This window comes from Streptomyces sp. NPDC033966, from assembly GCF_055575955.1.
On the sequence record NZ_JBVIRQ010000005.1, the window covers coordinates 547,562 to 570,136 of the forward strand.

The following is a 22,575-nucleotide window of genomic DNA, read 5'->3' on the forward strand; positions in this document are numbered from 1 at the left end:
GATCACCCCTGAAGGGCGCCGACCGGTGGGAAGACCGCCGAAACCCTCCATCCCCCGGACTCGTCGGGCCCCGCTCCGAAGGCGCCGCCCGCAGCCTCCACCCGCTCCCGCAGGCCCGCGAGCCCTGTCCCGCCACCGCGCCGGCGGCCGAGGAGGCCCCGGGGTACGCGCGGCGGCGCGGTGTTCGCCACGCTCAGCTCTATCCCCGCGGGAGCCCGGTGGACGCTCACCCGTACCGAGTCCGCTCCGGGCGCATGGCGGCGTACGTTCGTCAGCGCCTCCACCGCGACGCGGTACGCCGTCGTGTCCGCCTCGCGCGACAGAGCGGCCAGGGCCTGCTCCTCGGTATCCAGTACCCCTCCCTCGAACCGGTCCACCAGCTCCGGCAGTTCGGCGAGCCCCGGTGCCGGGGTGGCGGGGCCGCCGCCCGCCGCGCGCAGCGCGTGCACCGTCCGGTCCATCGAGGCCAGCGCGCTCAGGCCGGCCGCCTCGATGCGCTCCAGGGCGAGGACCGCCTGGCGGGGATCGTTTCCGGCGACGAACCGGGCCGCCTGGGCCTGCACCACGATGGCGCTCACGTCGTGCGCGACGAAGTCGTGCAGATCGCGGGCCAGTTCGAGCTGCTGACCGCGCCGGGCGTCCCGTACGGCCCGCCGCGTCCTGCCTTCGTGCCTGCGCAGGTGGCCGCCGAGGGCCAGTGCGGCGAGAGCGGGCGCCGACCAGAACGCCGCCGCCCCGCTGCACTCCAGCCACGACGCCCCGTCCGCCCGCAGCAGCGCTACCGGCCAGATCGAGACCGCCGCGACGCCCAGGGCGCCGGCCACGGCGGCGGGCCGCACCGGAGACCACCGGGCCACGAGCGCCAGCAGGGGCAGCAGCAGAGCCATCCCCGCCAGGGTCCATTCCGCGGGCACCCGGGCGAAGGACCCGCCGAGGGACAGCACGGAGGCACAGGCCAGCGCCGGGGCGTACAGGGCACGCGGATTCACGGTCATGCCGCCGACCCTACGAGCCGGGCCGGGCCCGTTCCATCTGCCGTTCGGCAGAGGCGGATCCGGCTGCAGGCACTCCTGAACCTGCTGATCGGCCGATGGTTTCGCGGACCCCGCCGGACGAGGCTTGAAGCACCACCAGCCGCCTCCTGAACAGGACTTGGACCCGTGACTCTCACCGCCCCCGCCCCGGCCGCTTCCGCTGTCTCCGTCGTCCCCGGTGTCTCGCGTCCGGTCCGCTGGGCCGCGAAGGCCGCGGCCCTGACCCTCCTCCCGAGCGGGCTGTGGCGCGTACTGATCGCGGTCGGGATCCCCGTCGGCTGGGGAGCCGGCGACGCGCTGCACGCCGACAACTTCCCGGGCATCGGATCGCTCTACCTCATCGCGCTCAGCGCCTTCGCCGAATGCCTGGGCCTGCTCACGCTGGGCCTCGTGCAACGGTGGGGCGAGGAGGTGCCGCGCTGGATCCCCGGGCTGGGCGGCCGCCGCATCCCGCCGCTGGTCGCGGTGGTTCCCGCGGTCCTCGGCGCCGCCGCCGTCACCGCGGTCACCGTGCTCTCCTCGTTCGCATGGAACGCCAACTTCACCCAGAGCCCGACGGCTCCCAGCGGGGCCGCGTACTGGTTCATGACCCTCTGCTACGCCCCCCTGCTGCTGTGGGGGCCGCTCCTGGCCTTCGTGACGGCGGCCTACTGGCGGCGTCGCCGGCTCCACGGCTGACCGGCGGAAATTCGCTGGTACGGTCCGTGCGGCCGGGGCACAGTGAGTGGTGCGGGGAGTAACAAAAGGTCCGGGACGGCCACTTCGAGCGCGCCTCGCGGCGCGGGCCGTCCCGGACCTCTCGTACGTCCGGTCCCGGGTGCTGCGTCCCGGGGACGCTGCGCCCCGACTGCTACGCGGCGCCGAGCAGGCGCTCCAGGACCACCGCGATGCCGTCCTCCTGGTTGGAGGTCGTTACCTCGTCGGCCACCGCCTTCAGCTCCGCGTGGGCGTTGGCCATGGCGACGCCGTGCGCGGCCCAGCCGAACATGGGGATGTCGTTGGGCATGTCGCCGAAGGCGATCGTCTCCGCGGCCTTGACCTTCAGCCGGCGTGCGGCGAGCGAGAGGCCGGTGGCCTTGCTCAGGCCCAGCGGAAGGATCTCCACTATGCCCGGGCCCGCCATGACGATGTCGACCAGGTTGCCGACGAGCTCCCGGGCGACCTTGACGAGTTCGTCCTCGCCCATCCCCGGGTGCTGGATGTAGAGCTTGTTCAGCGGGGCGGTCCAGACCTCCGCGGTGTCCTCCAGGTAGAGCGCCGGGAGGCCCTCCTGCACCTGGTATCCGGGGCCGAAGAGGACCTCGCCCTCCACCCCGTCACGGCTGGCGGCCAGCGCCAGCGGACCCACCTCGGCCTCGATCTTCGACAGGGCCAGACCGGCGAGCTGCCGGTCCAGCGTCACCGAGGTCAGCAGCCGGTGCGCTCCCGCGTCGTAGACCTGGGCGCCCTGCCCGCACACCGCGATCCCCCGGTAGCCGAGGTCGTCCAGTACGTGCCGGGTCCAGGGCACGGCACGGCCGGTGACGACGATGTGCGCCGCGCCCGCCGCGGTGGCCGCGGCGAGCGCTTCACGGGTGCGCTCCGAGACGGTGCCGTCGTCACGCAGCAGCGTGCCGTCGAGGTCCGTCGCGACGAGCTTGTACGGGAACGGAGCGGGGCTCACTTGGCGATCGGCTCCAGGACCTCGCGGCCGCCCAGGTAGGGGCGGAGCACAGGGGGGACCCGCACGGAGCCGTCGGCCTGCTGGTGGTTCTCCAGGATCGCGACGATGGTGCGCGGTACGGCGCACAGGGTGCCGTTCAGCGTGGAGAGCGGAGCGGTCTTCTTGCCGTCGCGGTAGCGGATCGCCAGGCGGCGGGCCTGGAAGCCGTCACAGTTCGAGGCGGAGGTCAGCTCGCGGTACTTGCCCTGGGTCGGGATCCAGGCCTCGCAGTCGAACTTGCGGGAGGCGGAGGCGCCCAGGTCGCCGGTCGCGACGTCGATCACCTGGAACGGCAGCTCCAGGCTGGTCAGCCACTGCTTCTCCCACTCCAGGAGCCGCTTGTGCTCGGCCTCGGCGTCCTCCGGCGCGACGTAGGAGAACATCTCGACCTTGTCGAACTGGTGGACGCGGAAGATGCCGCGGGTGTCCTTGCCGTACGTACCGGCCTCGCGGCGGAAGCAAGGGGAGAAGCCGGCGTACCGCAGGGGCAGCTTCTCGGCGTCGATGATCTCGTCCATGTGGTACGCGGCGAGCGGGACCTCGGAGGTGCCGACCAGGTAGTAGTCGTCCTTCTCCAGGTGGTAGACGTTCTCCGCGGCCTGGCCGAGGAAGCCGGTGCCCTCCATGGCGCGCGGGCGGACCAGCGCGGGGGTCAGCATCGGGATGAAGCCGGCCTCGGTGGCCTGCGCGATCGCCGCGTTCACCAGGGCGAGCTCCAGCAGGGCGCCGACACCGGTGAGGTAGTAGAACCGCGAGCCGGACACCTTCGCGCCGCGCTCCATGTCGATGGCGCCCAGCGACTCGCCGAGCTCCAGGTGGTCCTTGGGCTCGAAGCCCTCGGCACCGAAGTCCCGGATCGTGCCGTGGGTCTCCAGGACGGTGAAGTCCTCCTCGCCGCCGACGGGAACGTCCTCGTGGACGATGTTGCCGAGCTTGAGCAGGAGCTGCTTGGCAGCCTCGTCCGCCTCGTTCTGCTCGGCCTCGGCGGCCTTGACGTCCTGCTTGAGCTGCTCGGCCTTGGTCAGCAGCTCGGCCCGCTCCTCCGGAGAGGCCTTGGGGATGAGCTTGCCGAGCGACTTCTGCTCGTTGCGCAGTTCGTCGAAGCGCATGCCGGAAGACCTGCGGCGCTCGTCGGCGGAGAGCAGTGCGTCGACGAGTTCGACGTCCTCTCCACGGGCGCGCTGCGAGGCGCGGACACGGTCAGGGTCTTCACGGAGCAGCCGGAGGTCAATCACCCCTCCAGGCTACCGGGCTGGGCTTCCCGGGCTCACACCGATATCACGCTGCGTGTCGCTATGTCCCAATTCGGGCGAATGGAAATGGCTGGGTCCGGGCTTGTCCCGCACTCGCCGGGCGGCCGGATCCAGACCCTGCGGGCCGGTCGATAAAATCGGCTCCTTTCTCCGAAAAGGGGCACAACGGCGATCGGTGCGCGGGGTCTGAGCAGGGCCGGAGGGTGGGAGGGGGGCGGCCCTTGTCCACAGGAATTCCTCCCGGGGCACTCTTATCCACAGGCTGTGTGCCGGATCTGTGGACATCGAATTAGATCAATAGGCATCCGCGACCGGTCCGGGCCGATCAGGGTTCAAACCGCCCTCACACACTCATTCGGGTGGGAATGGCTCGCTCCAAAGAGTTGATCGGTGATACGGGGGTGACGCCGTTCACCTGCCGCTCCCCAGCGCGAAACCTGGGCCACCCGGCCGATATGTCGACCTTGTCGCGCCGCTCTGTCGACTTGTCCCCAGGTCCCCATCTCGGCCTGTGGATAACTCTGTGGACAGTGGACGGAGTACTACGCCCGGCCGTCGAGGCAGCGCGTCAGCCAGTCGGAGGCCTCGGTGAAGTCGCCGTCGGAGGTTCCCGGCCGCGCGGCCCGCACCTCGCTCAGCGCGACCCCGGCGCGCGGGTAGGAGCCGAGGAAGCGCACCTGGGGGCAGGTCCGCTTCAGGCCCATCAGCGCCTCGCTGACCCGGCGGTCGGAGATGTGCCCCTCGGCGTCGACGGCGAAGCAGTAGTTGCCGATGCCCTCGCCGGTCGGGCGGGACTGGATCAGCATCAGGTTCACCCCGCGGACGGCGAACTCCTGGAGAAGCTCCAGCAGCGCACCGGGGTGGTCGTCGCCGAGCCACAGCACGACGGAGGTCTTGTCCGCGCCGGTGGGCGCGGCCGGCCGGGCGGGCCGCCCGACGAGCACGAAGCGGGTCTCGGCGTTCTGGGCGTCGTGGATCTCGGTGACCAGCGCCTCCAGCCCGTAGGTGGCGGCGGCGAACTCGCCCGCGAAGGCCGCGTCGAAGCGGCCCTCCTGCACCAGCCGGGCACCGTCGGCGTTGGAGGCAGCCGACTCCCACAACGCGTCCGGCAGGTGCGTCCGCAGCCAGTTGCGCACCTGCGGCTGGGCGACGGGATGACCGGTGACCGTCTTGATGTCCGACAGCTCGGTCCCGGGCCGCACCAGCAGCGCGAACGCGATGGGCAGCAGCACCTCGCGGTAGATCATCAGCGGCTCGCCGGAGGCCAGCTCGTCGAGCGTGGCGGTCACCCCGCCCTCCACCGAGTTCTCGATCGGCACCAGCGCCGCCGCGGCCTCGCCGTTGCGCACGGCGTCAAGGGCGGCCGGGACGGACACCATCGGGACGAGCTCCCGGGTGGCTGCTTCCGGCAGCGTGCGCAGGGCGGCTTCGGTGAAAGTGCCCTCGGGACCGAGATACGTGAAGCGGGTGGCCGACATGCGGTCAGCCTAATGCCGGGCCACCCGCCGGTGCGGTGCTGTTCACCCTTCGAGCAGGCGCTGCCCGACGTACTCCCCGTCGCGGGGCCCGGCCGGGACGGCGTACAGCCCGCTGGACTCGTGGCGGATGAACTCCGACAGGGCGTCGCCGCGGTCGAGCTTGCGCTGGACCGGGACGAACCCGCGCAGCGGGTCGGCCTGCCAGCAGACGAACAGCAGGCCGGCGTCGGGGCTGCCGTCAGCACCGATGCCGTCGTGGTACGAGAAGGGCCGCCGGAGCATGGCGGCGCCGCCGTTCTGTGCCGGGGCGGAGATCCGGGCGTGGGCGTTGGACGGGATGACCGGCTTGCCGTCGGGGCCGAGCTTGTCCAGGGCCATCGCGGTCTTCTCGTCGCCGCCGGTCAGCGGTGCGCCGGTGGCCTTGGTCCGGCCGATGACCTGTTCCTGCTGGGCGAGGGACTGCTTGTCCCAGTCGTCGAGCAGCATCCGGATCCGGCGGACGACGGCGTACGAGCCCCCGGCCATCCAGGCGTGCTCGGCGGGTCCGGGGCCCGCGTCCGGCACGAAGATCCGCTTGTCGAAGTCGGGGTCCTTGGGCCGGGGGTTCGCGGTGCCGTCCACCTGGCCCATCAGGTTCCGGGCGGTCATGGGCGAGACCGTCGCTCCGGGGGACCGGTTGAAGCCGTTCATCTGCCAGCGCACGCGGGCGGCCTCCCCGGCGTCCTTCTGTACGGCGCGCAGGGCGTGGAAGGCGACGAGCGCGTCGTCGGCGCCGATCTGTACCCACAGGTCGCCGTTGCTGCGCTGGGGGTCGAGCCGGTCCGAGGAGAAGTCGGGCAGCGGGTCGAGAGCCACCGGCCGCCGCGCGGTGAGGCCGGTGCGGTCGAAGAAGGAGTGGCCGAAGCCGAAGGTGAGGGTGAGGGAGGACGGTCCCGCGTCCAGGGCGATCCCGCTGTCGGCGGTCGGGGCGGTCTCGCCCGCCATGAGCCGCCTGGCCGTGTCGGACCAGCGGCGGAGCAGCGCGGCGGCCTCCTTGCGCCCCGCCCCCGGCGCCAGGTCGAAGGCGAGGACGTGGCCCTTGGCCTGGAGCGGGTCGGTGATCCCGGCCTGGTGGTCCCCGTGGAAGGCGACCCGGGTGGCGCCGAGGGAAGCGAGGGACCCGGCGGCTCCGGGGGAGCCGGCCGGGGAGTCGGAGACCGCTGACTGCACGAGCGCGCCGCCCGTGGCGCCGAGTGCGAGCCCCGCGGCGCCCGCGGCGCCGACGGTGCCCAGCAGTCGGCGCCGGGAGATCTCGATGTCGGGGGTGCTACCGGTGCTGTCGGTCACGCTGTTCAGCCGATCTTCACGTTCTTCTGGACGGTCGTCTGGTCGATGTCGGAGGTGCGTACGGTCACGTCGATGCGCCATTCGCCCGCGAGCGGCAGCTGGACCCCGGACGCGGTCCAGTGTCCGGCCGCGGCCCGGTCCGGGGCGAGCGGCAGCGGGCCGATCTCCTTGGCCGGCAGGGTGAAGGAGATCTTGACCTCGGGGAGGTCGAGGGGCTTGCCGTCGGGGCCGTCCGCCCACAGGTGGAGGGTGTTGGCGCCGACCCGGCCGGGGTCGAGCTCCAGCCGCACGTTGCCCTTGCCGTTCTGGCCGCCGGTGTCGAAGGGCAGGGTGATCTTGACCGGGCGATTGGGTACGGCGGTGGTGGACGCTCCGCCCCGGCCGGCCTCCCGCTCGACCGCGCGTCCGGGCTCCGTGCTGGTCAGGACGGTGGTGACGGCCAACAGTACGACGGCCACTCCGGCCTCGGCGAGTACGGAGCGGCGCAGGCCGGCACGGCCCGGATCGGAATCGCGGACGCGGGTCTCGCGGGCCTTCTCGCGGGCCGCGCGCTGCCGGGCGAGCTGGGCGGCCCGCTTCGGGTCGGTGTCGGTCTCGGCGTCGGAGCCGGAGACTTCGGCCCCGGTGTCTTCGGCCCCGGTGTCTTCGTCGGCCCCGGCGGAACCGCCCGAGGTGCTCCCGATCGATGTTTCACGTGAAACATCGGCTCCCGCGAGCACCTTCGCCGGCTCTTCGGCCCGGGCCTCCCCGAGCCGGGCGGTCCACTTCCGCGAGAGATAGGCGATGCCGACGAGGACGGCGACGAGCGCGACCTTGATGAGCAGCAGCCGGCCGTAGCTGGTGCCGGTGAGGGCGGACCAGCTGCCGACCTGGCGCCAGGACTGGTAGACGCCGGTGGAGGCGAGTACCAGGACGCTGATGAAGGCGACCCGGGAGAAGCGCTGGACGGCTTCCCGCTCGATGTCCGGCACCTTGCGCAGGGCAACCAGCAGCGCGGTGAGCCCGCCGAGCCAGGTGGCCACGGCCAGCAGGTGCAGGATGTCGGCCGGCATCGCGATCGCGGGCTGGATGCCGGTGGAGGCGTGCTCGGAAAGGGCCCAGGTGGCGGCGATGCCGCCGGCCACGACCGAGCCGCCGATGCCGAGCCCGAAGGCGAGGTCGCTCGTCTCCTTGCTGTCCTCGGCCCGGTCCTCTGCGCCGTCGGTCCCTGTCACGTCCGCGGCTGCGGCCTTCTGGCGGCGGGCGTAAGCGCCGAAGAGCACGGCGATGAACAGCGCGGCCGCGCCGAGCAGCAGCAGCCGGGAAAGGAAGGCGGCACCGGTCTTGGTGTCCAGGACGGCCTTGAGACCGTCGAGGTCGAAGGCGTCGGCGAACTTCCCCGAGCCGGTGTACGGGGTGCGCAGCACCAGCATCGCCAGGGTGGCGGCGGTCAGGGTGACCCAGCCGCGCACCACCAGCTTCTGCAGCGGGCGCTCCGCGGAGCCCCGGCGCCAGCACAGCAGGATGAAGGCGGCGCCGCCGACGAGGACGGTGAACCCGGCGTAGGCGGCGTAGCGGGCGATGCCGTACGCGATGCCGACGGGGCCGCCGCCCACCTTCCGGTCGGGCAGGGTGACGCTGGTCGCCGAGGGGGCGCCGACGGAGAAGGTGAAGGCGCCCGAGATCGGGTGGCTGTCCGCGGAGACGGCCTGCCAGGCGACGGTGTACGTGCCGTTGGGCAGGCCCGGGTGCAGGGCGGTGCCGTAGCGGATGGTCGATCCGCTGCACATGTCCCTCAGCTCGCCGGTGTCGACGCGCTTGCCCTGCGGGTCCATGACGCGGATGGAGTCGTCGCCCATGGCGACCTGCTCCGAGAAGGAGAGGGTGACCTGAGCGGGCGCCGTGGCGACCACCGCCCCGTCCTGGGGGTCGCTCGCCGTGAGTGCCGCGTGCGCCGTGGCCGGGGCGGCCGCGGTGAACAGGGTGGCCAGCAGGGCTGCGAGAACCAGCGCGAGGCGCGGCAGGAACGCCGTGGCGCGAACGCGGGCGGAAGGAGGAGCGGGGGCGGTGGCCGTCATGGCGTGTCAGTTCCTCGGTCCGTCAGTGGGCGGTGGAGTTCTGTGCGTTGTACGTCCGTTCCTTGACGTCCAGCTCGACCTTGACCGGGTCGGCCTTCTCGAAACGCAGCTCGATGGTGATCTTGTCACCGACCTTCGGCTGGTTCTTGAGCCCCATGAACATGATGTGGTTGCCGCCGCGCTGCAGTCGGAGCTCGCCACCCGCGGGCACGTCCATCGACTGGACCTGCTGCATCTTCTGGTCCTTGGTCTCGTGGATCTGAAGATCGTCCGAGAGCGGGCTGGTGACGGAGACCAATTTGTCGGCGGTCTTCGAGTCGTTCTTGATGACCATGAAAGCGCCGGCCATCTTGTCGTTGACCGGTTCGGGCATGTACGCCCCGCTGACCGTCAGGGCGGGCTTGCCGGCCTCTGCGGAGCCGGAGGCCTTCGTGTCGGCCGAGGCCTTCGTGTCGGCCGAGGCGCCGGACGCGGAGTCCGAGTCCGAGGAGGAACAGCCGGATATGGCGAGCGCTGCCGTCAGGGAGAGGGCGGCGGCGATGGTGCGGATGGTGCGGGCGTTCACGGGTTTTCTCCCTTGATGATCTTCGGCAGGTCCTTGGTGTAGTCGTCGACGGTCGTGCCCTCGCCGTAGAGGACGTAGCCCTCGTCGGTCTTGGGCGAGAACGCGATGACCTGGGCCCCGTGCATGGAGACGACGGTGCCGTCGGCCTCCTTCTTGGGGGCCTCGATACCGATGCCGAGAGATCGGGCGGCGGCCTGGATCGTTGGGAAGTCCCCGGTCAGTCCGGTGAAGGACGGGTCCTGGGCCCTGAGCCACGCGCCGAGGGAGTCGGGGGTGTCCCGCTCCGGGTCCGTGGTGACGAAGACGACCTGGAGCTTGTCCTGGTCCCCCTTGGGGAGTGCCTTCTTGGCGACGGCGATGTTGCTCATCGTCAGGGGGCACACGTCGGGGCAGTTGGTGTAGCCGAAGTAGATGAGGGTCGGCCGCCCCTTGGTCTGCTCGCGCAGGTTCCACGGCTTGCCGGTGGTGTCCGTGAGGACGAGGTCCGGCTTGTCGAAGGGGCGGTCGAGTACGGTCGCGGATCCGGCCTTCTTCTGGCCGGTGATCTGGGTGACCGAACCGGTGTTCTTGTCCGTCTCACTGCCACAGGCAGTGAGGGCGAGCGCGGTCGCCACCGCGAGGGCGGCGACCGTCACACGTGTGGTGCGCATGAGGAGATGTCCCTGGGAATCGGGGATGGTGCGGATGTCGTGCGTACGACGGTGGAGCGACGGGCCCGGGGCCCGCCGCCTCAGTTGGCGGCGCGGCGGCGCGAGGTGATGCCGAAGGCGACGCCGGCGAGACCGACGACGATGCCCACGATGCCGAGGGTGCGGGCCGTCGTGTCGGAGGCGCTCTTGGCGGCCTCGTCGTGCCCGCCCTTCTCTTCGCCCTTGTCGTTCTTGTCGCCGTTCTTGGCCCCGTCGGCGGCCGGCTTGGCGGCGGCGCCGTGGTCGTCCGCGCCCTTGGCGGCGGTCAGCTTCAGCACGGGGGCCGGGGTCTGCGGCTCCGGGGCGCCTTCCTTGGGCTCCTCGATCCAGCGGACGACCTCGTTGTTGTCGTACGTCTGGATCGCCTTGAAGACCATCTTGTCGGCGTTCTCGGGGAGCTTGCCGACGGAGACCGGGAACTGCTGGAACTTGCCCGGCTCGATCTTGCCCCCGGTCCAGGTCACCTTGGTGACGACCTCGTTGATCTGCTTGCCGTGCACGGTCAGCGGCTTGTCGAGCTTGGTCTTCTCGACGGTGGACGTCCAGCCGGGGAGTTCCTGCGGCATGACGGACGTGAGCGGCTGGTCGGCCGGGAAGTTGACCTCGATCTGGGTGGTGGAGGCGTTGTCACGCTCGTTGGGGACCTTGAAGTTGATCGTCGCGTAGCCGCCCTTGGCGGCCTCCCCGGCGGGCTGCACGCTGACGTGCGCGAAGGCGGTACCGGACAGGGCGAGGACGGTGCCGGCGGCGAGGGCGGCGGCGAAGGAGACGCGAGAGGTCTTCATTGCGGGAACACTCCACGGAAGCAGTGGTGACGTCGGCTCCGCACACGGGCGCGCGCGGAGGTCGCGGCACCGGTGCTCCCGCCGGGTGTTCCGGGGAGTGGGGGTGCCGCGTCAGGCTGCGAGGACGAGCAGTGCCGTCGGCGGCCCGCGCCGGACCACGGTGTGCTGCAGTGCGTCCCGGCCGGTCGAGGTCGCGGGCACGGCAGCGATCCGGCGGGCCCGGGGGCCGCGCGCGGGTGCGCCGGGGAGCCCGGCCGCGAGGGCGCGTACGAAGGCCAGCGCGGCGCGCAGCGGACGTACGGGGTCGGCTTCGGCGGAGAGCCGGGACAGTTCGACGAGCCGGAACAGCGCGGCGTCGCCCCGGGCCAGCAGCCAGCCGGCCGCGAGCGCGGCCAGCAGGTGGCCGATCAGCATGGCCGGGCTGAACAGGCCGGTCGCCGGTGCCGCGGCGCCCGCCAGGTGGGCGTGGGCCATGTGGCCCTGAGCTGCGGCCTGGGCGGCCACGGCGGCCGGGTCCAGTCCGGCGGCCTCCAGGATCTGCCGGGCGTCGGCCGCGCTCAGCGGTACCGAGTTGCCCCCGCAGACCAGCTGGGCGGCGAGCGCCGCCAGCGAGGTGTCGGTGCCGCCGGCCGGTGCCTGGGCGGCCGCGGCGCCGTGCTGGCCGAGGCCGAACAGCGTGTGCAGCCCGAGCTGGCCGACGGCCAGTCCGGCGGCGATGCCGGGCAGCGGGCGTCGGCGCCCCGCGAGCGGGGCCGCGACGGCGAAGACTGCGATGAAGGCCAGGGTCAGGGCCCACCACGGCACCGTCGCGCAGGAGGCCACGGCGTGGCCGGCCGCGGACAGCACGACGCAGACCGCGGTGAACACCGCGGCCCGGGTCATCCGGAGACCTGCTCCGGCGCGTGTCGTGTGGGTTCCAGTCATGGCCGGGCAATCATCGCACTGGGCCCGGGCCCTGCCTACGGCAGGTGCTGGAGGGACCCTTGGGTTCCGGTCGCCGGTCGGCGTCCGGTCCGTACCGGGTCAGCCCGCCGTCAGCTCCGCGCCCGGTGCCGACGGGGCCCTGACCGTGGGGTGACCGGACCGTGAGGAGGCCCCGGCCAGGGACGGAGCACCGGGTCCGGCCGGCACCCGCCGGCGACCCCGCGCCCCCGCCTACACCGCCGCCCGGGAAACGCACATCGGCCGAATGAGGGCTGTGCCGGCCGCCGGGGGCTTACGGCCCGGTGCGGGCGGCAATAGGTACCCGTATGAGCATCTGGTGGTCTCTCCACTTGAGGCGCGAAGCCGCGAGCGTGCCGCTCGCCCGGCGGCTGCTGCTGGGGACGATGGAGACCGCGGGGGTGGATTCGGACATCTGCCACGACCTGTCGGTCGCGCTGAGCGAGGCCTGCGCGAACGCGGTCGAGCACGGCGGCCGCGTCGGCCGTCCCGGCGCGTACCCCGGCGAGGGCTCCGGCGGGAGCTCCGCCGGCGGCGCGGCGGACGGGACCGAGGCCTACCGCGTCACGGCCTATCTGGACGGGGACCGCTGCCGCATCGAGGTGGCCGACTCGGGTCCGGGATTCCCGCCCTCGACGGTCGCCCGGCCCAGATCCGCCGGTGCCTGCCTCGCCGAGAACGGGCGGGGGCTGCACCTGATCGAGCAGCTCTCCGACCACGTGCGCTTCCGCAACAGGCCGGGCCGCGGCGCGGTGGTGAGCTTCGACAAGATGCTGAAGTGGCGCGACGGCGCGCTGCTGAAGGCGTCGTAGCGAGACAGGGGTCCTCGTACGACGGCGGGCGGGAACCGGATCCGGTTCCCGCCCGCCGTCGTACGCTCATGCGCCGGCGTCAGCCCTTCAGTCGCGCCATCCACGCCTCGACCTCGACCGAGGTGCGGGGCAGCCCGGCCGACAGGTTCCGGTTGCCGTCCTCGGTGACGAGGATGTCGTCCTCGATCCGGACGCCGATGCCGCGGTACTCCTCCGGCACGGTCAGGTCGTCGGCCTGGAAGTACAGACCGGGCTCGACGGTGAGGCACATGCCCGGCTCCAGGGTGCCGTCGACGTACGCCTCGGTGCGTGCGGCGGCGCAGTCGTGGACGTCCATGCCGAGCATGTGGCCGGTGCCGTGCAGGGTCCAGCGGCGCTGCAGCCCGAGCTCCAGGACCCGCTCGACCGGGCCCTCCAGCAGGCCCCACTCGACGAGCTTCTCCGCCAGGACGTGCTGCGAGGCGTCGTGGAAGTCGCGGAACTTGGCGCCCGGCTTGACGGCGGCGATGCCGGCTTCCTGGGACTCGTACACCGCGTCGTAGATCTTGCGCTGGATGTCGCTGTACGTGCCGTTGATCGGCAGCGTGCGCGTGACATCGGCGGTGTAGAGGGAGTCGGTCTCCACTCCGGCGTCGAGCAGCAGCAGGTCACCGGAGCGGACCGCGCCGTCGTTGCGGACCCAGTGCAGGGTGCAGGCGTGGGCACCGGCGGCGGCGATGGTGCCGTAGCCGACGTCGTTGCCCTCGACGCGGGCGCGCAGGAAGAAGGTGCCCTCGATGTAGCGCTCGGAGGTGGCCTCGGCCTTGTCGAGGACCTTCACGACGTCCTCGAAGCCGCGGACCGTGGAGTCGACGGCCTTCTGCAGCTCGCCGATCTCGAAGGCGTCCTTCACCGCGCGGGCCTCGGAGAGGTAGACGCGCAGCTCCTCGTCGCGCTCCTTGGTCACCTTGTCGGTGAGGGCGGACTCGATGACGGAGTCGTGGGCGCGGACGACGCGCACCGGGCCGGTGGCCTCGGTGAGGGCCTCGGGGAGCTCGCGCACGTCCTTGGCCGGAATGCCCAGGAGCTGCTCGGCCTCGGTGAGGGAGTGCCGGCGGCCGACCCAGAGCTCGCCCTGGCCGGACAGCCAGAACTCGCCGTTCTCGCGGTCGGAGCGGGGCAGCAGGTAGACGGTGGCCTGGTGGCCGGTCTCGCCGGTGGGCTCCAGGACCAGGACGCCGTTCTCGGTCTGGTCGCCGGTGAGGTACGCGTACTCGGTCGAGGCGCGGAAGGGGTACTCGGTGTCGTTCGAGCGGGTCTTCAGCCGGCCCGCCGGGACGACCAGGCGCTCGCCGGGGAAGCGCGCGGACAGCGCGGCGCGGCGGTCGGCGGTGTGGCCGGCCTGGGCGATGGGCTCCAGGCCGTGCAGCTCGGTGTCGGCCCAGCCGGAGCGCATGTTCTCCGAGAGTTCGTCGCTGACGCCCGGGTACAGCCCGTTCTTGCGCTGCTTGTGCTTCTTCTGGGGCTGCTCTTCTTCCGGGGTCTCCGGGGTGAGCTCGTCAGCCACGTCTTCTCCTCAGCTGCTACGACATGCAAGGACCGGGTGCGGACCCCGTCCATCGTATGTGCGAGAGGAAGGCCCCCGGTTCGACCTGTGACATATCAGTCAAACCGGGCGCAGGCTTCCACGGCGGCCCGAGGCGAGCAGGCCTAGGCCGACCGGGACCCGGCCGGACCGGTCCTCAGTCGAACCGGGCCGCGAGCAGTACGACGTCCTCGGACTCCTCGGCCGTGCCGGGCCCCTCCTCCGGGAGCACCGTCTTCAGGATGTGCTCGCAGATGGCCGCCGGGTCCTCCCGCGCGCCGCGCGGAACCCCTGCGGCGGCCGCGTGCAGCCGTGCGTAGGCCCGGTCCATGGCGTCCCCGGTACGGCGCAGCAGCCCGTCCGTGTAGAGAAGCACCGTTTCTCCGGGCGCGGGCTCGATCTCCACGCTCGGTGCCTCCCAGCACGCCAGCATCCCGAGCGGAGCGGAGAGGGAGGTCTCCACGTACTCGGTCCGGCGCTCGCCGATGAGCAGCGGCGGGGTGTGCCCCGCGCCGGCCAGGATGATCTTGCGGGCGGCTGGCTCGCAGTACGCGAAGAGCGCGGTCGCCGAGCGCGCGGGCTCGGTCAGGCGCAGCAGCAGCTCCAGGTCGGACAGGACCGCGACGGGGTCCTCCCCCTCCATCACGGCGTACGCGCGCAGCGAGGCCCGCAGCCGCCCCATCGCGGCGACGGCGCTCGGGCCGGACCCGGTGACCGATCCGACGGCCAGCCCCATGGCGCCCTCGGGCAGCGGCAGCGCGTCGTACCAGTCGCCGCCGCCGCGCGGCCCCGTGCGGTGCCGGGCGGCGAGCTGGACCCCGGGGATCCGGGGCAGCCGGCTGGGCAGCAGTTCCTCGGCGATGGTGGCCAGCCGCTCGCGCGAGCGCGTGACCTCCACCATCCGGGCCAGGTGCTCGGCGGCGTGCCGGACGTACAGCCCGACCAGGTCGCGCTGGCGGTCGCTCGGCTCGGCCTGCTCGTCGTACAGCCAGACCGCGGCGCCGAGCCGGCCGGTGGCATCGGCGGTCACCGGGAGGGCGTAGCTCGCGGCGTAGCCGAGCCGGGCCGCGACCTCGCGGTGCCGGGGGTCGACGGGGGGCTCGTGGCCGCCGGAGCCGGCAGCCGCGGCCTGGCCCGGCTCGGGCAGTACCTCGGAGCCGCCGTGGGCGTCGGGGAGCCCGTCGAGGATGCGGCCGTACGAGGTGGCGCTGCGCGGCACCGTCTCGATGTGCCCGAGGTCCGCGCGCCCGAGGCCCAGGCCGATGGTGGTGGCGGGGCCGAGGCCGTCGGAGGGCTCCAGCACCACCAGCCCGCGGCGCGCGCCGACGAGGGCGGCTCCGGCGCGCAGGAACTCCTGGAGGGAGGAGTCGAGGTCAGCGGCCCGCGCGAGGCGCTCGGTGAGTTCGTGGAGGGTGGTGAGGTCGGAGACCATGCCCGCCAGCCGGTCCTGGATGACGCTGCTCGCCGCGGGCGAGGCGCCCTGGGCGGGGGCGGTCCGGGGGGAGCCCGCGGAGGGGCCCGGGGCGGTGGTGGATGTGGACGCCGCGGAAGTGGAGCCGGGCGTGGGTGCCGCAGTGTGCGCTGACGCTGTAACGGCTGGATCGATTCCAGCCACTTTCGGCAGATGCGGGGCGCTCATGGCGTCCGCCTTTCCACCTGGTGCGATTCGCCATATAGCATCGCAAACCCCCAGATTGTGCTGCGCCGCCATCAATGGATCCACATCTACACGCACACGAGGATCGATGTCCAGCATTGCCCAGGCGGGAATACTGGTGTCCGTGGGACGGCAACTCACTGTCCAGCCGGGGCTAAAACTTGGCCGGAAAAAGCGCCAAGCAGACGGTTTTTGCGATCGACTGGACAGGCGCTCCAGGGGCTCCGGGTACGTAATCGATGGTGCCCGGGGTCAGTTGACGCCCTCCCGCGCACCGCCGGGGAACCACCCGGCGCGGGTAGCCGTCCTTAGCGGCGGCAGCCGGTTTCGAGACCGGCGCGGGTCGCCCGGACCGCTCGCTCCGGGTCCCCGCCGGACGTTTGACGGACCCGTAAGAAAACTGCACGAACCGTGTGAACCTGCTTCTGGCGGACAGTGACGCGAAACGTGTACGTGTGGTGAAACACCGGTTACATGGTGTGATGTGGCCCTTCGGCGTTCAACGGAAAGGAACGAGCGCTCATGCGCGAGATCCTCGGAAGGCGTCTCCAGCGGCTCCGCGATCGCTTGAAATTCCCGCGGGCGGCCTCCCGCCCGGCCGAGACGGCTGCGGACGGCGCGGCGGCCGGCTCCCTCCTTGACAGCGCTCTGACCTGCGCCAACGTCTGGAACTGGCCCGTACTGCCCGGCGTCGGCCGGGCCGGCGCCGACAGCGCGCGGTGTGCCTGCCCCGACCCCGACTGCGTGGTGCCCGGCGCGCATCCCTTCGACCCCGGTCTGCTCGCCGCCACGGCCGACGCCCGGATGGTGGCCTGGTGGTGGGCCCGGCGGCCCGCCGCCCCGGTGCTGCTGGTCACCGGCGGGAAGGCGCCGTGCGCGGTGAGCCTGCCGGCCGGCGCGGCCGCGCGTGCCGTCGGGCGCCTGGACGCGCAGGGCCTGCGGCTCGGCCCGATCGTCGCCACGCCGACCCGGTGGTCCCTGCTGGTGGCGCCGTACTCGCTGGAGCGGCTCGGCGAACTCCTCTACGCGAAGGACCACGTGCCCTCCTCGCTGCGCTTCCACGGCGAGGGCGGTTACCTGCTGCTGCCGCCGTCCACGGCCAGCGGCGGCGGGCAGGTCCGCTGGGAGAGGGAGCCCGCGACCGGGCCCGGCCGCGACGGGCTGTGGCTGCCGGAGGTCGAGACGGTCGTGGACGCGCTCGTCGAGGCGAGCAGCGGTGCGCCGGGCGGCGGCAGCCGGCTCGCGTACTGAACGTCATGCGGCGGCAGCGGGCCGCCGCATCACTCGTACGGGTGCCAGCGCGACGGGTTTCCAAGGGAATTGGGCGCGGGGATCTCCGCGCCCCTTTCCCCCGTCGCTATCTTCGGCGAATGAATCTCCGCCTGATCGGTATCGGCGCCGGTGTGCTGATCATCTTGTCGCTTCCCCTGGCCGGAGCGATCGCCGGGCCGGATTTCGCCGGTCAGGGTGACGGAAAAGGCGGGGGGTTGCTCTCCTCGCTGGGCCTTTCCCACGCTTCCGGTACGCCCGACGGGGCGCGGCCCGCCGCGGCGCCCGCGCGGCCGGGACCCGTCGAACAGCCGCGCACCGACTCGCGGTGCGGACCCGAACTCTCCGCTCCGCAAGGGCTGGAGGCGCAGACCTGCGTCCTGGAGAGCGCGGGGCAGACCTGGGGCCGCAGTTACTACCGCAACACCAGCGGACGCGCGCTGGACGCCGTGCTGACCGTGATGGGACCGGCCGGCCGGACGGTGCAGATCCGCTGCGCGGTGGGCGCGGGGGACGAGCCGGGGCTGTGCGAGACGCCCCGGGGCGATTCGGCGGGGGCGCCCCAGGACTACTCGGCTGTAGCGGAGTTTGCAGTTCCGGATGAGGAAGGGCGACTGCTGCTGCGGTCCGGGAGCAACTCACCGGGCCCGGGCGAAGGTTGAGCGCCACCGGAAAGACAAGGGCCCGGTCGCTGGCGACGGGGGATGCACCAGCGACCGGGCTACAAGAACGGTAACAAGAGATCGCCTGTTCGCAAATTCGATCTCTGATATTCAGACATCGATTTGCAGGCGATTAGCGGGAGTTGTGACCCCAGTCACCGGACCCGTGCGTGTCCGTTCGTCAGCTGAGCGTGACCTGACGGTTGGTGAGGCCGCCGCGCGCCCGGCGCTCCTCGGCGGTCAGCGGGGCGTCGGTGGACAGGGCCGCTGCCAGCCGCTCCGCGAACTCGGCGGCGGGCTTCTCCACGTCCTCCGCGGAGACCCCGGTCGGCAGGTCCCAGACCGGGACCACGAGGCCGTGGGCGCGGAAGGATCCGACGAGCTTGGTGCCCTCGCCCAGGGAAGAGGTGCCCGCCGCGTGCAGTCGCGCGAGGGCGTCGAGCAGCTTCTCCTCGGGGTGCGGCATGACCCAGCGCAGGTGGTTCTTGTCCGGGGTCTCGCACCAGTAGGCCGCGTCCACGCTCGTCAGCTTGACGGTCGGGATGGCGGCGGCGTTGGCGCGTTCCAGCGAGGCGGCGATCTCCGGGGAGGCGTTCTGGGCGTTCTCCGCCTCCGGAATCCAGAATTCGAAGCCCGTGTGGACAACCGGCTCGAAAACGCCGTCCGGGTCGAGGAGATCCTGAAGTCGGGGACCCTCGGTCGGCACCCGGCGCGCCGGGACCGGGGTGCCGGGCTCGGCGACGAGCGCGCGCTCCAGCGTGTCGGCCATGTCGCGGGCCAGGTCGCCGGTGGTCGAGTCGTTCTGGAGGCCGAGCAGGACCGAGCCGTCCTCGCGCCGCAGGGCCGGCCAGGCCATGGGCAGTACGGTCACCAGCGTGACGGACGGGACGCCCTCGGGCAGGCCGCCCTTGAGGGACAGCGGGATGGTGGCCGCGGGGACGAGCTCGCGCAGCGCCACCCAGTCGCACTCACCCGGCAGTCCCTCGAACGGACGCTGGACGTGCTCGGTCGCGGCGTGCGAGGCGGCCGCACCGTGGCAGGCCTTGTAGCGGCGCCCGGAACCGCAGGGGCAGGGCTCGCGCGCGCCGACGACCGGGATCTCCCCGTTCTCGAGCTGGGGCTTCGCGGTCTTCGCGGCGGGGCGCTTCTTGGCCATCGTGGGTGTCTCCCGGTTGCGGCGGTACGGCGGTGTCTCTGGGCGCGAGCCTAGCCGTTCGTACCGCCGGAACCGGTGGGGTGCGGCCGGGAGCACGGTCGGCGTGCGCTCCCGGACGGCCGCCTGTGCGGATGGCCGGTGCTACTGGTCGTGCGGGCGGATCCGCTTCAGGGATCCAGGTCGTCGAAGGCCGATGCGAAGTCCATCGCCGGGGCGGTGACGCGCGTAGCGAAATCGTCGTGGCGGGGCCCCCGGGCGACGATCACCCAGACGGTGACCTCACCCGCCGCTCCGTCCCGGACACCCCAGTCCTGGGCAAGGGCGCTGATGATGTTCAGCCCCCGCCCGCCGTGTGCGGTGACCGAGGGAGTGGCCGGAATCGGGCGGGTGGGGCCGCCGCCGTCCGTGACCTCCACCGTCAGCCGCCCCGCGGCGTCGACGCGCCAGGCGGCGCGTATCTCCCCGTCTCCGATCTCGTGGCGGCCCAGCGGCCGGCCGTGCCGGCAGGCATTGCTGAGCAGTTCGGAAAGGATCAGTACGGCATCGTCCACGACCGATTCGGACAGGCCGCTCATGCGCAGCTGTTCACGCATCCGGCGCCTTGCCTCGCCCACGCCCGCAGGACCATGGCGTATGTCCATGCACGACGACGTGGGCACTTCCTGTGCCATCACCAACGCCACCCCCGGAACCTCCTTAGCCCCACGCCATGGTCTGGATGCCCCAATGGCCTGGACCGGAAACCGCCATGACGAGGCCCTCTGACACCGTCCTGACGCATTCATGACCGTCGGATGCGGAGCGGATGCGCCGGTGCACTCCCTGTCACGCACGGGGCGTGCGTGACGGGTGGGCAAAAGGGGACGTCAGCGTCCGAGTTGTGACAGAACCTGGCGTGGCCTGTTCGTGATGATCGCTTCTACACCCAGATCAGCGCATAGCTGAACATCTTCGGGAGCGTTCACCGTCCATACGTGTACGGAGTGCCCGGCGGCCTGGAGCTTGCGGATGAAGCCGGGGTGGTTGCGGACGATCCGCATCGCCGGGCCGGCGATCCGGACCCCTGCGGGCAGCCGCCCGTCCCGCATCCGGGGAGAGACGAACTGCATCAGGTACACGGTCGGGACCGTCGGCGCGGCCGCCCGGACCCGGTGCAGGGAGCGCGCGGAGAAGCTCATGACCCGGACCGGGTGCGGGCCTCCGGCGGGCGGGGCGTCCAGTCCGAAGCGCTTGAGGAGGAAGAGGAGGCGCTCCTCCACCTGTCCGGCCCAGCGGGTGGGGTGTTTCGTCTCGATCGCGAGCTGGACGGGCCGGCCGGCGTCGGACACCAGCTCCAGCAGCCGTTCCAGGGTGAGTACGGAGGTGCGCTCGGGGTCCGCGTCCCAGTCGGGGGACTCCTCGCGGTCCTTCCAGGAGCCGAAGTCGAGGGCGGCGAGATCTGCGAGCTCCAGGGCGGAGACCGCGCCGCGGCCGTTCGAGGTGCGGTTCACGCGGCGGTCGTGGACGAGGACCAGGTGTCCATCGGCGGTCAGCCGGATGTCGCATTCGAGGGCGTCGGCACCGTCCTCGATGGCTTTCCGGTACGCGGCCAGGGTGTGCTCGGGGGCGTCCTCCGAGGCGCCGCGGTGGGCGACGACCTGGATGGGGCTCGACGATGCGTGGGTCACCCGGTCATGGTGCCACCCAGGAGGCCTCGCGCGTCGGGGTGGGACCTGCGGGTGCGTCTGATATGTCGGATATAAAGAATGGAGGGAGATGCACAGGTCCGGCTTACAGTGCCCTGACGGGTCATGGGAAAGGCTTCGTCCTGGAACTTGTACGGCGCCTCGAACGTTCAGTCGGACCGATGCCAGGTGGGTGTCGGGCCGGTTTCGCCCGATATGCCCAGTACCTGAGACGCCCAGAGCCTGTGCAGCCGTGTAAGCCTGTAAGCGTGTGTGACGAGGAGAGAGCGCTGTGAGCACCGAGAACGAGGGCACCGCGGCCCCGACGCCCCCCGCGGCCCCGTCCGTACCCCCCGCGCCGGCCGCGTCCACCCCCGACCTGGCGAAGGCCCCGGCCGCGCCCGCCGGGGCGCCGGCGGATCAGGGGTACGCGCCGGCCGCGCCGGCCGCGCCGGCCCAGACCCCGGCTCCCGCGCCGGCCCAGACCCCGGCTCCCGCGCCGGGAGCCGAGCAGACCCAGCAGCTGCCCCCCGCCCCGGCGGCGCCGCCCGCCGCGCACCCGGCCTACGGCTACGACCAGACGCAGGCCCACGCCCAGAACCCGGCCCAGCACCCGGCCGGGCAGACGGCGTACGGCGCCGAGGCATGGCCCCCGCCGCCGCCCGCGGTCCCCGCGTACGGCGGCCAGGGCGGCCACGGCGGTGGCGCCTGGGGCGCCCCCCTCACCACCGACGGCACCCCGCCGCCCAAGCCGAAGGGCAAGGGCGGCATGGTCGCGGCCGTCCTGGTGGCGGCCCTCCTCGCGGGCGGCGTCGGCGGAGGCGTCGGCTACTGGGCGGCCGAGCGCAACAGCGGCGGCGGCTTCGGCTCCACCACCATCACCGCGGGCAACACCCCCAAGGACCTCAAGCGCGACGCCGGCTCCGTCGCGGGCCTCGCCGCGAACGCCCTGCCCAGCGTCGTCACCATCGAGGCCTCGGCCGGCGACGGCGAGGGCGGCACCGGCACCGGCTTCGTCTACGACCAAGAGGGCCACATCCTCACCAACAACCACGTGGTGGCCTCCGCCGCGAACGGCGGCAAGCTCTCCGCGACCTTCTCCGACGGCAAGAAGTACGAGGCCGAGGTCATGGGCCGGGCCCAGGGCTACGACGTCGCCGTGATCAAGCTGAAGAACCCGCCCTCCGGCCTCAAGCCGCTGCCGCTGGGTGACTCCGACAAGGTCGCGGTCGGCGACCCGACCATCGCGATCGGCGCCCCCTTCGGCCTGTCCAACACCGTCACCACCGGCATCGTGAGCGCCAAGAACCGCCCGGTGGCCTCCGGCGACGGCTCCGGCGGCAAGAACTCGTACATGAGCGCCCTGCAGACGGACGCCTCCATCAACCCGGGCAACTCCGGCGGGCCGCTGATCGACGGCCGAGGCGCGGTCATCGGCATCAACTCGGCCATCCAGTCCGCGGGCGGAGGCGGCGGCTTCGGCGGCGGCGGTCAGGCCGGCTCCATCGGCCTCGGCTTCGCCATCCCGATCAACCAGGCCAAGAACGTCGCGGAGTCCCTGATCAAGACGGGCAAGCCGGTCTACCCGGTGATCTCCGTCTCGGTGGACCTGCAGGCCAAGGCGGACGGCGCCAAGATCTCCGAGCAAGGAGCCCCCGCCAACGAGCTGGTCGACCCCAACGGCCCGGCCGGCAAGGCCGGCCTCAAGCCCGGCGACATCATCACCGAGTTCGGCGGCAAGCAGGTCGACAGCGGCCCGACCCTGATCAGCCTGATCTGGACGTACAAGCCGGGCGAAACCGTGAAGCTGACCTACCTGCGCGCGGGCAAGCCGACCACGGTCGACATCACGCTCGGCTCGCGCGTCGGCGACAAGTAGCCGCGGCCGGACCGCGAACGGTCCGTGGGCGCAGTGGTGAACAGGCGCTCGACAGTGGCTTGATGGGAGGGGCCGTGGGCG

20 protein-coding genes are annotated in these 22,575 nt (G+C 72.3%); 5 read left to right on the top strand and 15 right to left on the bottom strand.

All coding sequences use genetic code 11. From position 1 onward, the window contains the following. Window positions 1-2: 2 nt before the first annotated feature. Window positions 3-995, bottom strand: a complete 993-nt coding sequence (locus tag ACZ518_RS17770; RefSeq protein ID WP_469113937.1) for a histidine kinase — start codon at window positions 993-995, stop codon at window positions 3-5. A 165-nt stretch (window positions 996-1,160) separates the two neighbouring features. Between ACZ518_RS17770 and ACZ518_RS17775 the strand changes: the two genes are divergently transcribed. Beyond that, window positions 1,161-1,712 carry a hypothetical protein gene (locus tag ACZ518_RS17775; RefSeq protein ID WP_469113938.1) on the top strand — a complete coding sequence of 184 codons (552 nt, stop codon included), beginning with the start codon at window positions 1,161-1,163 and terminating at the stop codon, window positions 1,710-1,712. A 172-nt stretch (window positions 1,713-1,884) separates the two neighbouring features. Here ACZ518_RS17775 and ACZ518_RS17780 read toward each other — a convergent pair whose 3' ends face one another. From ACZ518_RS17780 to ACZ518_RS17820, 9 genes are all read right to left on the bottom strand, one after another. Beyond that, window positions 1,885-2,697: an HAD family hydrolase gene (locus ACZ518_RS17780; RefSeq protein ID WP_469113939.1), complete on the bottom strand. Its 813-nt coding sequence runs from the start codon at window positions 2,695-2,697 to the stop codon at window positions 1,885-1,887. Continuing rightward, entirely contained in the window at window positions 2,694-3,971 is a 1,278-nt protein-coding gene (serS, locus tag ACZ518_RS17785; protein ID WP_401245595.1) for a serine--tRNA ligase, read from the bottom strand. The genes ACZ518_RS17780 and serS overlap by 4 nt, the downstream gene beginning before the upstream one ends. A gap of 560 nt (window positions 3,972-4,531) precedes the next feature. Continuing rightward, on the bottom strand, window positions 4,532-5,467 hold the full coding sequence (gene pheA / locus ACZ518_RS17790; protein ID WP_469113940.1) for a prephenate dehydratase: 936 nt from the start codon (window positions 5,465-5,467) through the stop codon (window positions 4,532-4,534). A 42-nt stretch (window positions 5,468-5,509) separates the two neighbouring features. Continuing rightward, window positions 5,510-6,793 carry an iron uptake transporter deferrochelatase/peroxidase subunit gene (gene efeB, locus ACZ518_RS17795; protein ID WP_469113941.1) on the bottom strand — a complete coding sequence of 428 codons (1,284 nt, stop codon included), beginning with the start codon at window positions 6,791-6,793 and terminating at the stop codon, window positions 5,510-5,512. A 5-nt stretch (window positions 6,794-6,798) separates the two neighbouring features. Then, complete coding sequence (locus ACZ518_RS17800) at window positions 6,799-8,850, bottom strand: copper resistance CopC/CopD family protein (RefSeq protein ID WP_469113942.1); 2,052 nt, start codon at window positions 8,848-8,850, stop codon at window positions 6,799-6,801. A 22-nt stretch (window positions 8,851-8,872) separates the two neighbouring features. Then, window positions 8,873-9,415 carry a copper chaperone PCu(A)C gene (locus tag ACZ518_RS17805; RefSeq protein ID WP_469113943.1) on the bottom strand — a complete coding sequence of 181 codons (543 nt, stop codon included), beginning with the start codon at window positions 9,413-9,415 and terminating at the stop codon, window positions 8,873-8,875. Further along, window positions 9,412-10,065 (bottom strand): SCO family protein, encoded by a 654-nt coding sequence (locus tag ACZ518_RS17810; protein WP_469113944.1) that lies wholly within the window; start codon window positions 10,063-10,065, stop codon window positions 9,412-9,414. Before ACZ518_RS17810 ends, ACZ518_RS17805 begins: the two co-directional genes overlap by 4 nt. An 80-nt stretch (window positions 10,066-10,145) precedes the next feature. Beyond that, on the bottom strand, window positions 10,146-10,889 hold the full coding sequence (locus ACZ518_RS17815; RefSeq protein WP_469113945.1) for a YcnI family copper-binding membrane protein: 744 nt from the start codon (window positions 10,887-10,889) through the stop codon (window positions 10,146-10,148). 111 nt (window positions 10,890-11,000) lie between these two features. Beyond that, a complete protein-coding gene (locus ACZ518_RS17820) occupies window positions 11,001-11,813 on the bottom strand; it encodes a hypothetical protein (protein ID WP_469113946.1) in 813 nt (270 codons plus the stop codon). Window positions 11,814-12,139: 326 nt separating this feature from the next. Between ACZ518_RS17820 and ACZ518_RS17825 the strand changes: the two genes are divergently transcribed. Continuing rightward, window positions 12,140-12,643: an ATP-binding protein gene (locus tag ACZ518_RS17825; RefSeq protein WP_469113947.1), complete on the top strand. Its 504-nt coding sequence runs from the start codon at window positions 12,140-12,142 to the stop codon at window positions 12,641-12,643. Between the two features lie 79 nt (window positions 12,644-12,722). Here ACZ518_RS17825 and ACZ518_RS17830 read toward each other — a convergent pair whose 3' ends face one another. Next, window positions 12,723-14,189: an aminopeptidase P family protein gene (locus tag ACZ518_RS17830; protein ID WP_469113948.1), complete on the bottom strand. Its 1,467-nt coding sequence runs from the start codon at window positions 14,187-14,189 to the stop codon at window positions 12,723-12,725. 175 nt (window positions 14,190-14,364) lie between these two features. After that, a complete protein-coding gene (locus ACZ518_RS17835; protein ID WP_469113949.1) occupies window positions 14,365-15,963 on the bottom strand; it encodes a PP2C family protein-serine/threonine phosphatase in 1,599 nt (532 codons plus the stop codon). Between the two features lie 423 nt (window positions 15,964-16,386). Here ACZ518_RS17835 and ACZ518_RS17840 point away from each other — a divergent pair, with 423 nt between their 5' ends. After that, complete coding sequence (locus ACZ518_RS17840; RefSeq protein WP_469113950.1) at window positions 16,387-17,115, top strand: bifunctional DNA primase/polymerase; 729 nt, start codon at window positions 16,387-16,389, stop codon at window positions 17,113-17,115. Window positions 17,116-17,234: 119 nt separating this feature from the next. Beyond that, entirely contained in the window at window positions 17,235-17,795 is a 561-nt protein-coding gene (locus ACZ518_RS17845) for a hypothetical protein (protein ID WP_469113951.1), read from the top strand. Between the two features lie 181 nt (window positions 17,796-17,976). On the opposite strand, the gene ACZ518_RS17850 is transcribed toward ACZ518_RS17845, so the two are convergent. The 3 genes from ACZ518_RS17850 to ACZ518_RS17860 all read right to left on the bottom strand — a co-directional run bounded on the left by ACZ518_RS17850 (window position 17,977) and on the right by ACZ518_RS17860 (window position 20,618). After that, window positions 17,977-18,951, bottom strand: coding sequence for a DUF5926 family protein (locus ACZ518_RS17850; protein ID WP_469113952.1), 975 nt, complete (start codon window positions 18,949-18,951; stop codon window positions 17,977-17,979). A gap of 167 nt (window positions 18,952-19,118) precedes the next feature. Continuing rightward, the gene (locus ACZ518_RS17855; protein WP_469114021.1) at window positions 19,119-19,736 is read right to left on the bottom strand and encodes an ATP-binding protein; all 618 of its coding nucleotides are present in this window, start codon (window positions 19,734-19,736) and stop codon (window positions 19,119-19,121) included. A gap of 81 nt (window positions 19,737-19,817) precedes the next feature. Next, a complete protein-coding gene (locus ACZ518_RS17860) occupies window positions 19,818-20,618 on the bottom strand; it encodes a glycerophosphodiester phosphodiesterase (protein WP_469113953.1) in 801 nt (266 codons plus the stop codon). Between the two features lie 289 nt (window positions 20,619-20,907). Here ACZ518_RS17860 and ACZ518_RS17865 point away from each other — a divergent pair, with 289 nt between their 5' ends. After that, window positions 20,908-22,494 (top strand): S1C family serine protease, encoded by a 1,587-nt coding sequence (locus tag ACZ518_RS17865; RefSeq protein ID WP_469113954.1) that lies wholly within the window; start codon window positions 20,908-20,910, stop codon window positions 22,492-22,494. The last annotated feature ends 81 nt before the right edge of the window (window positions 22,495-22,575 follow it).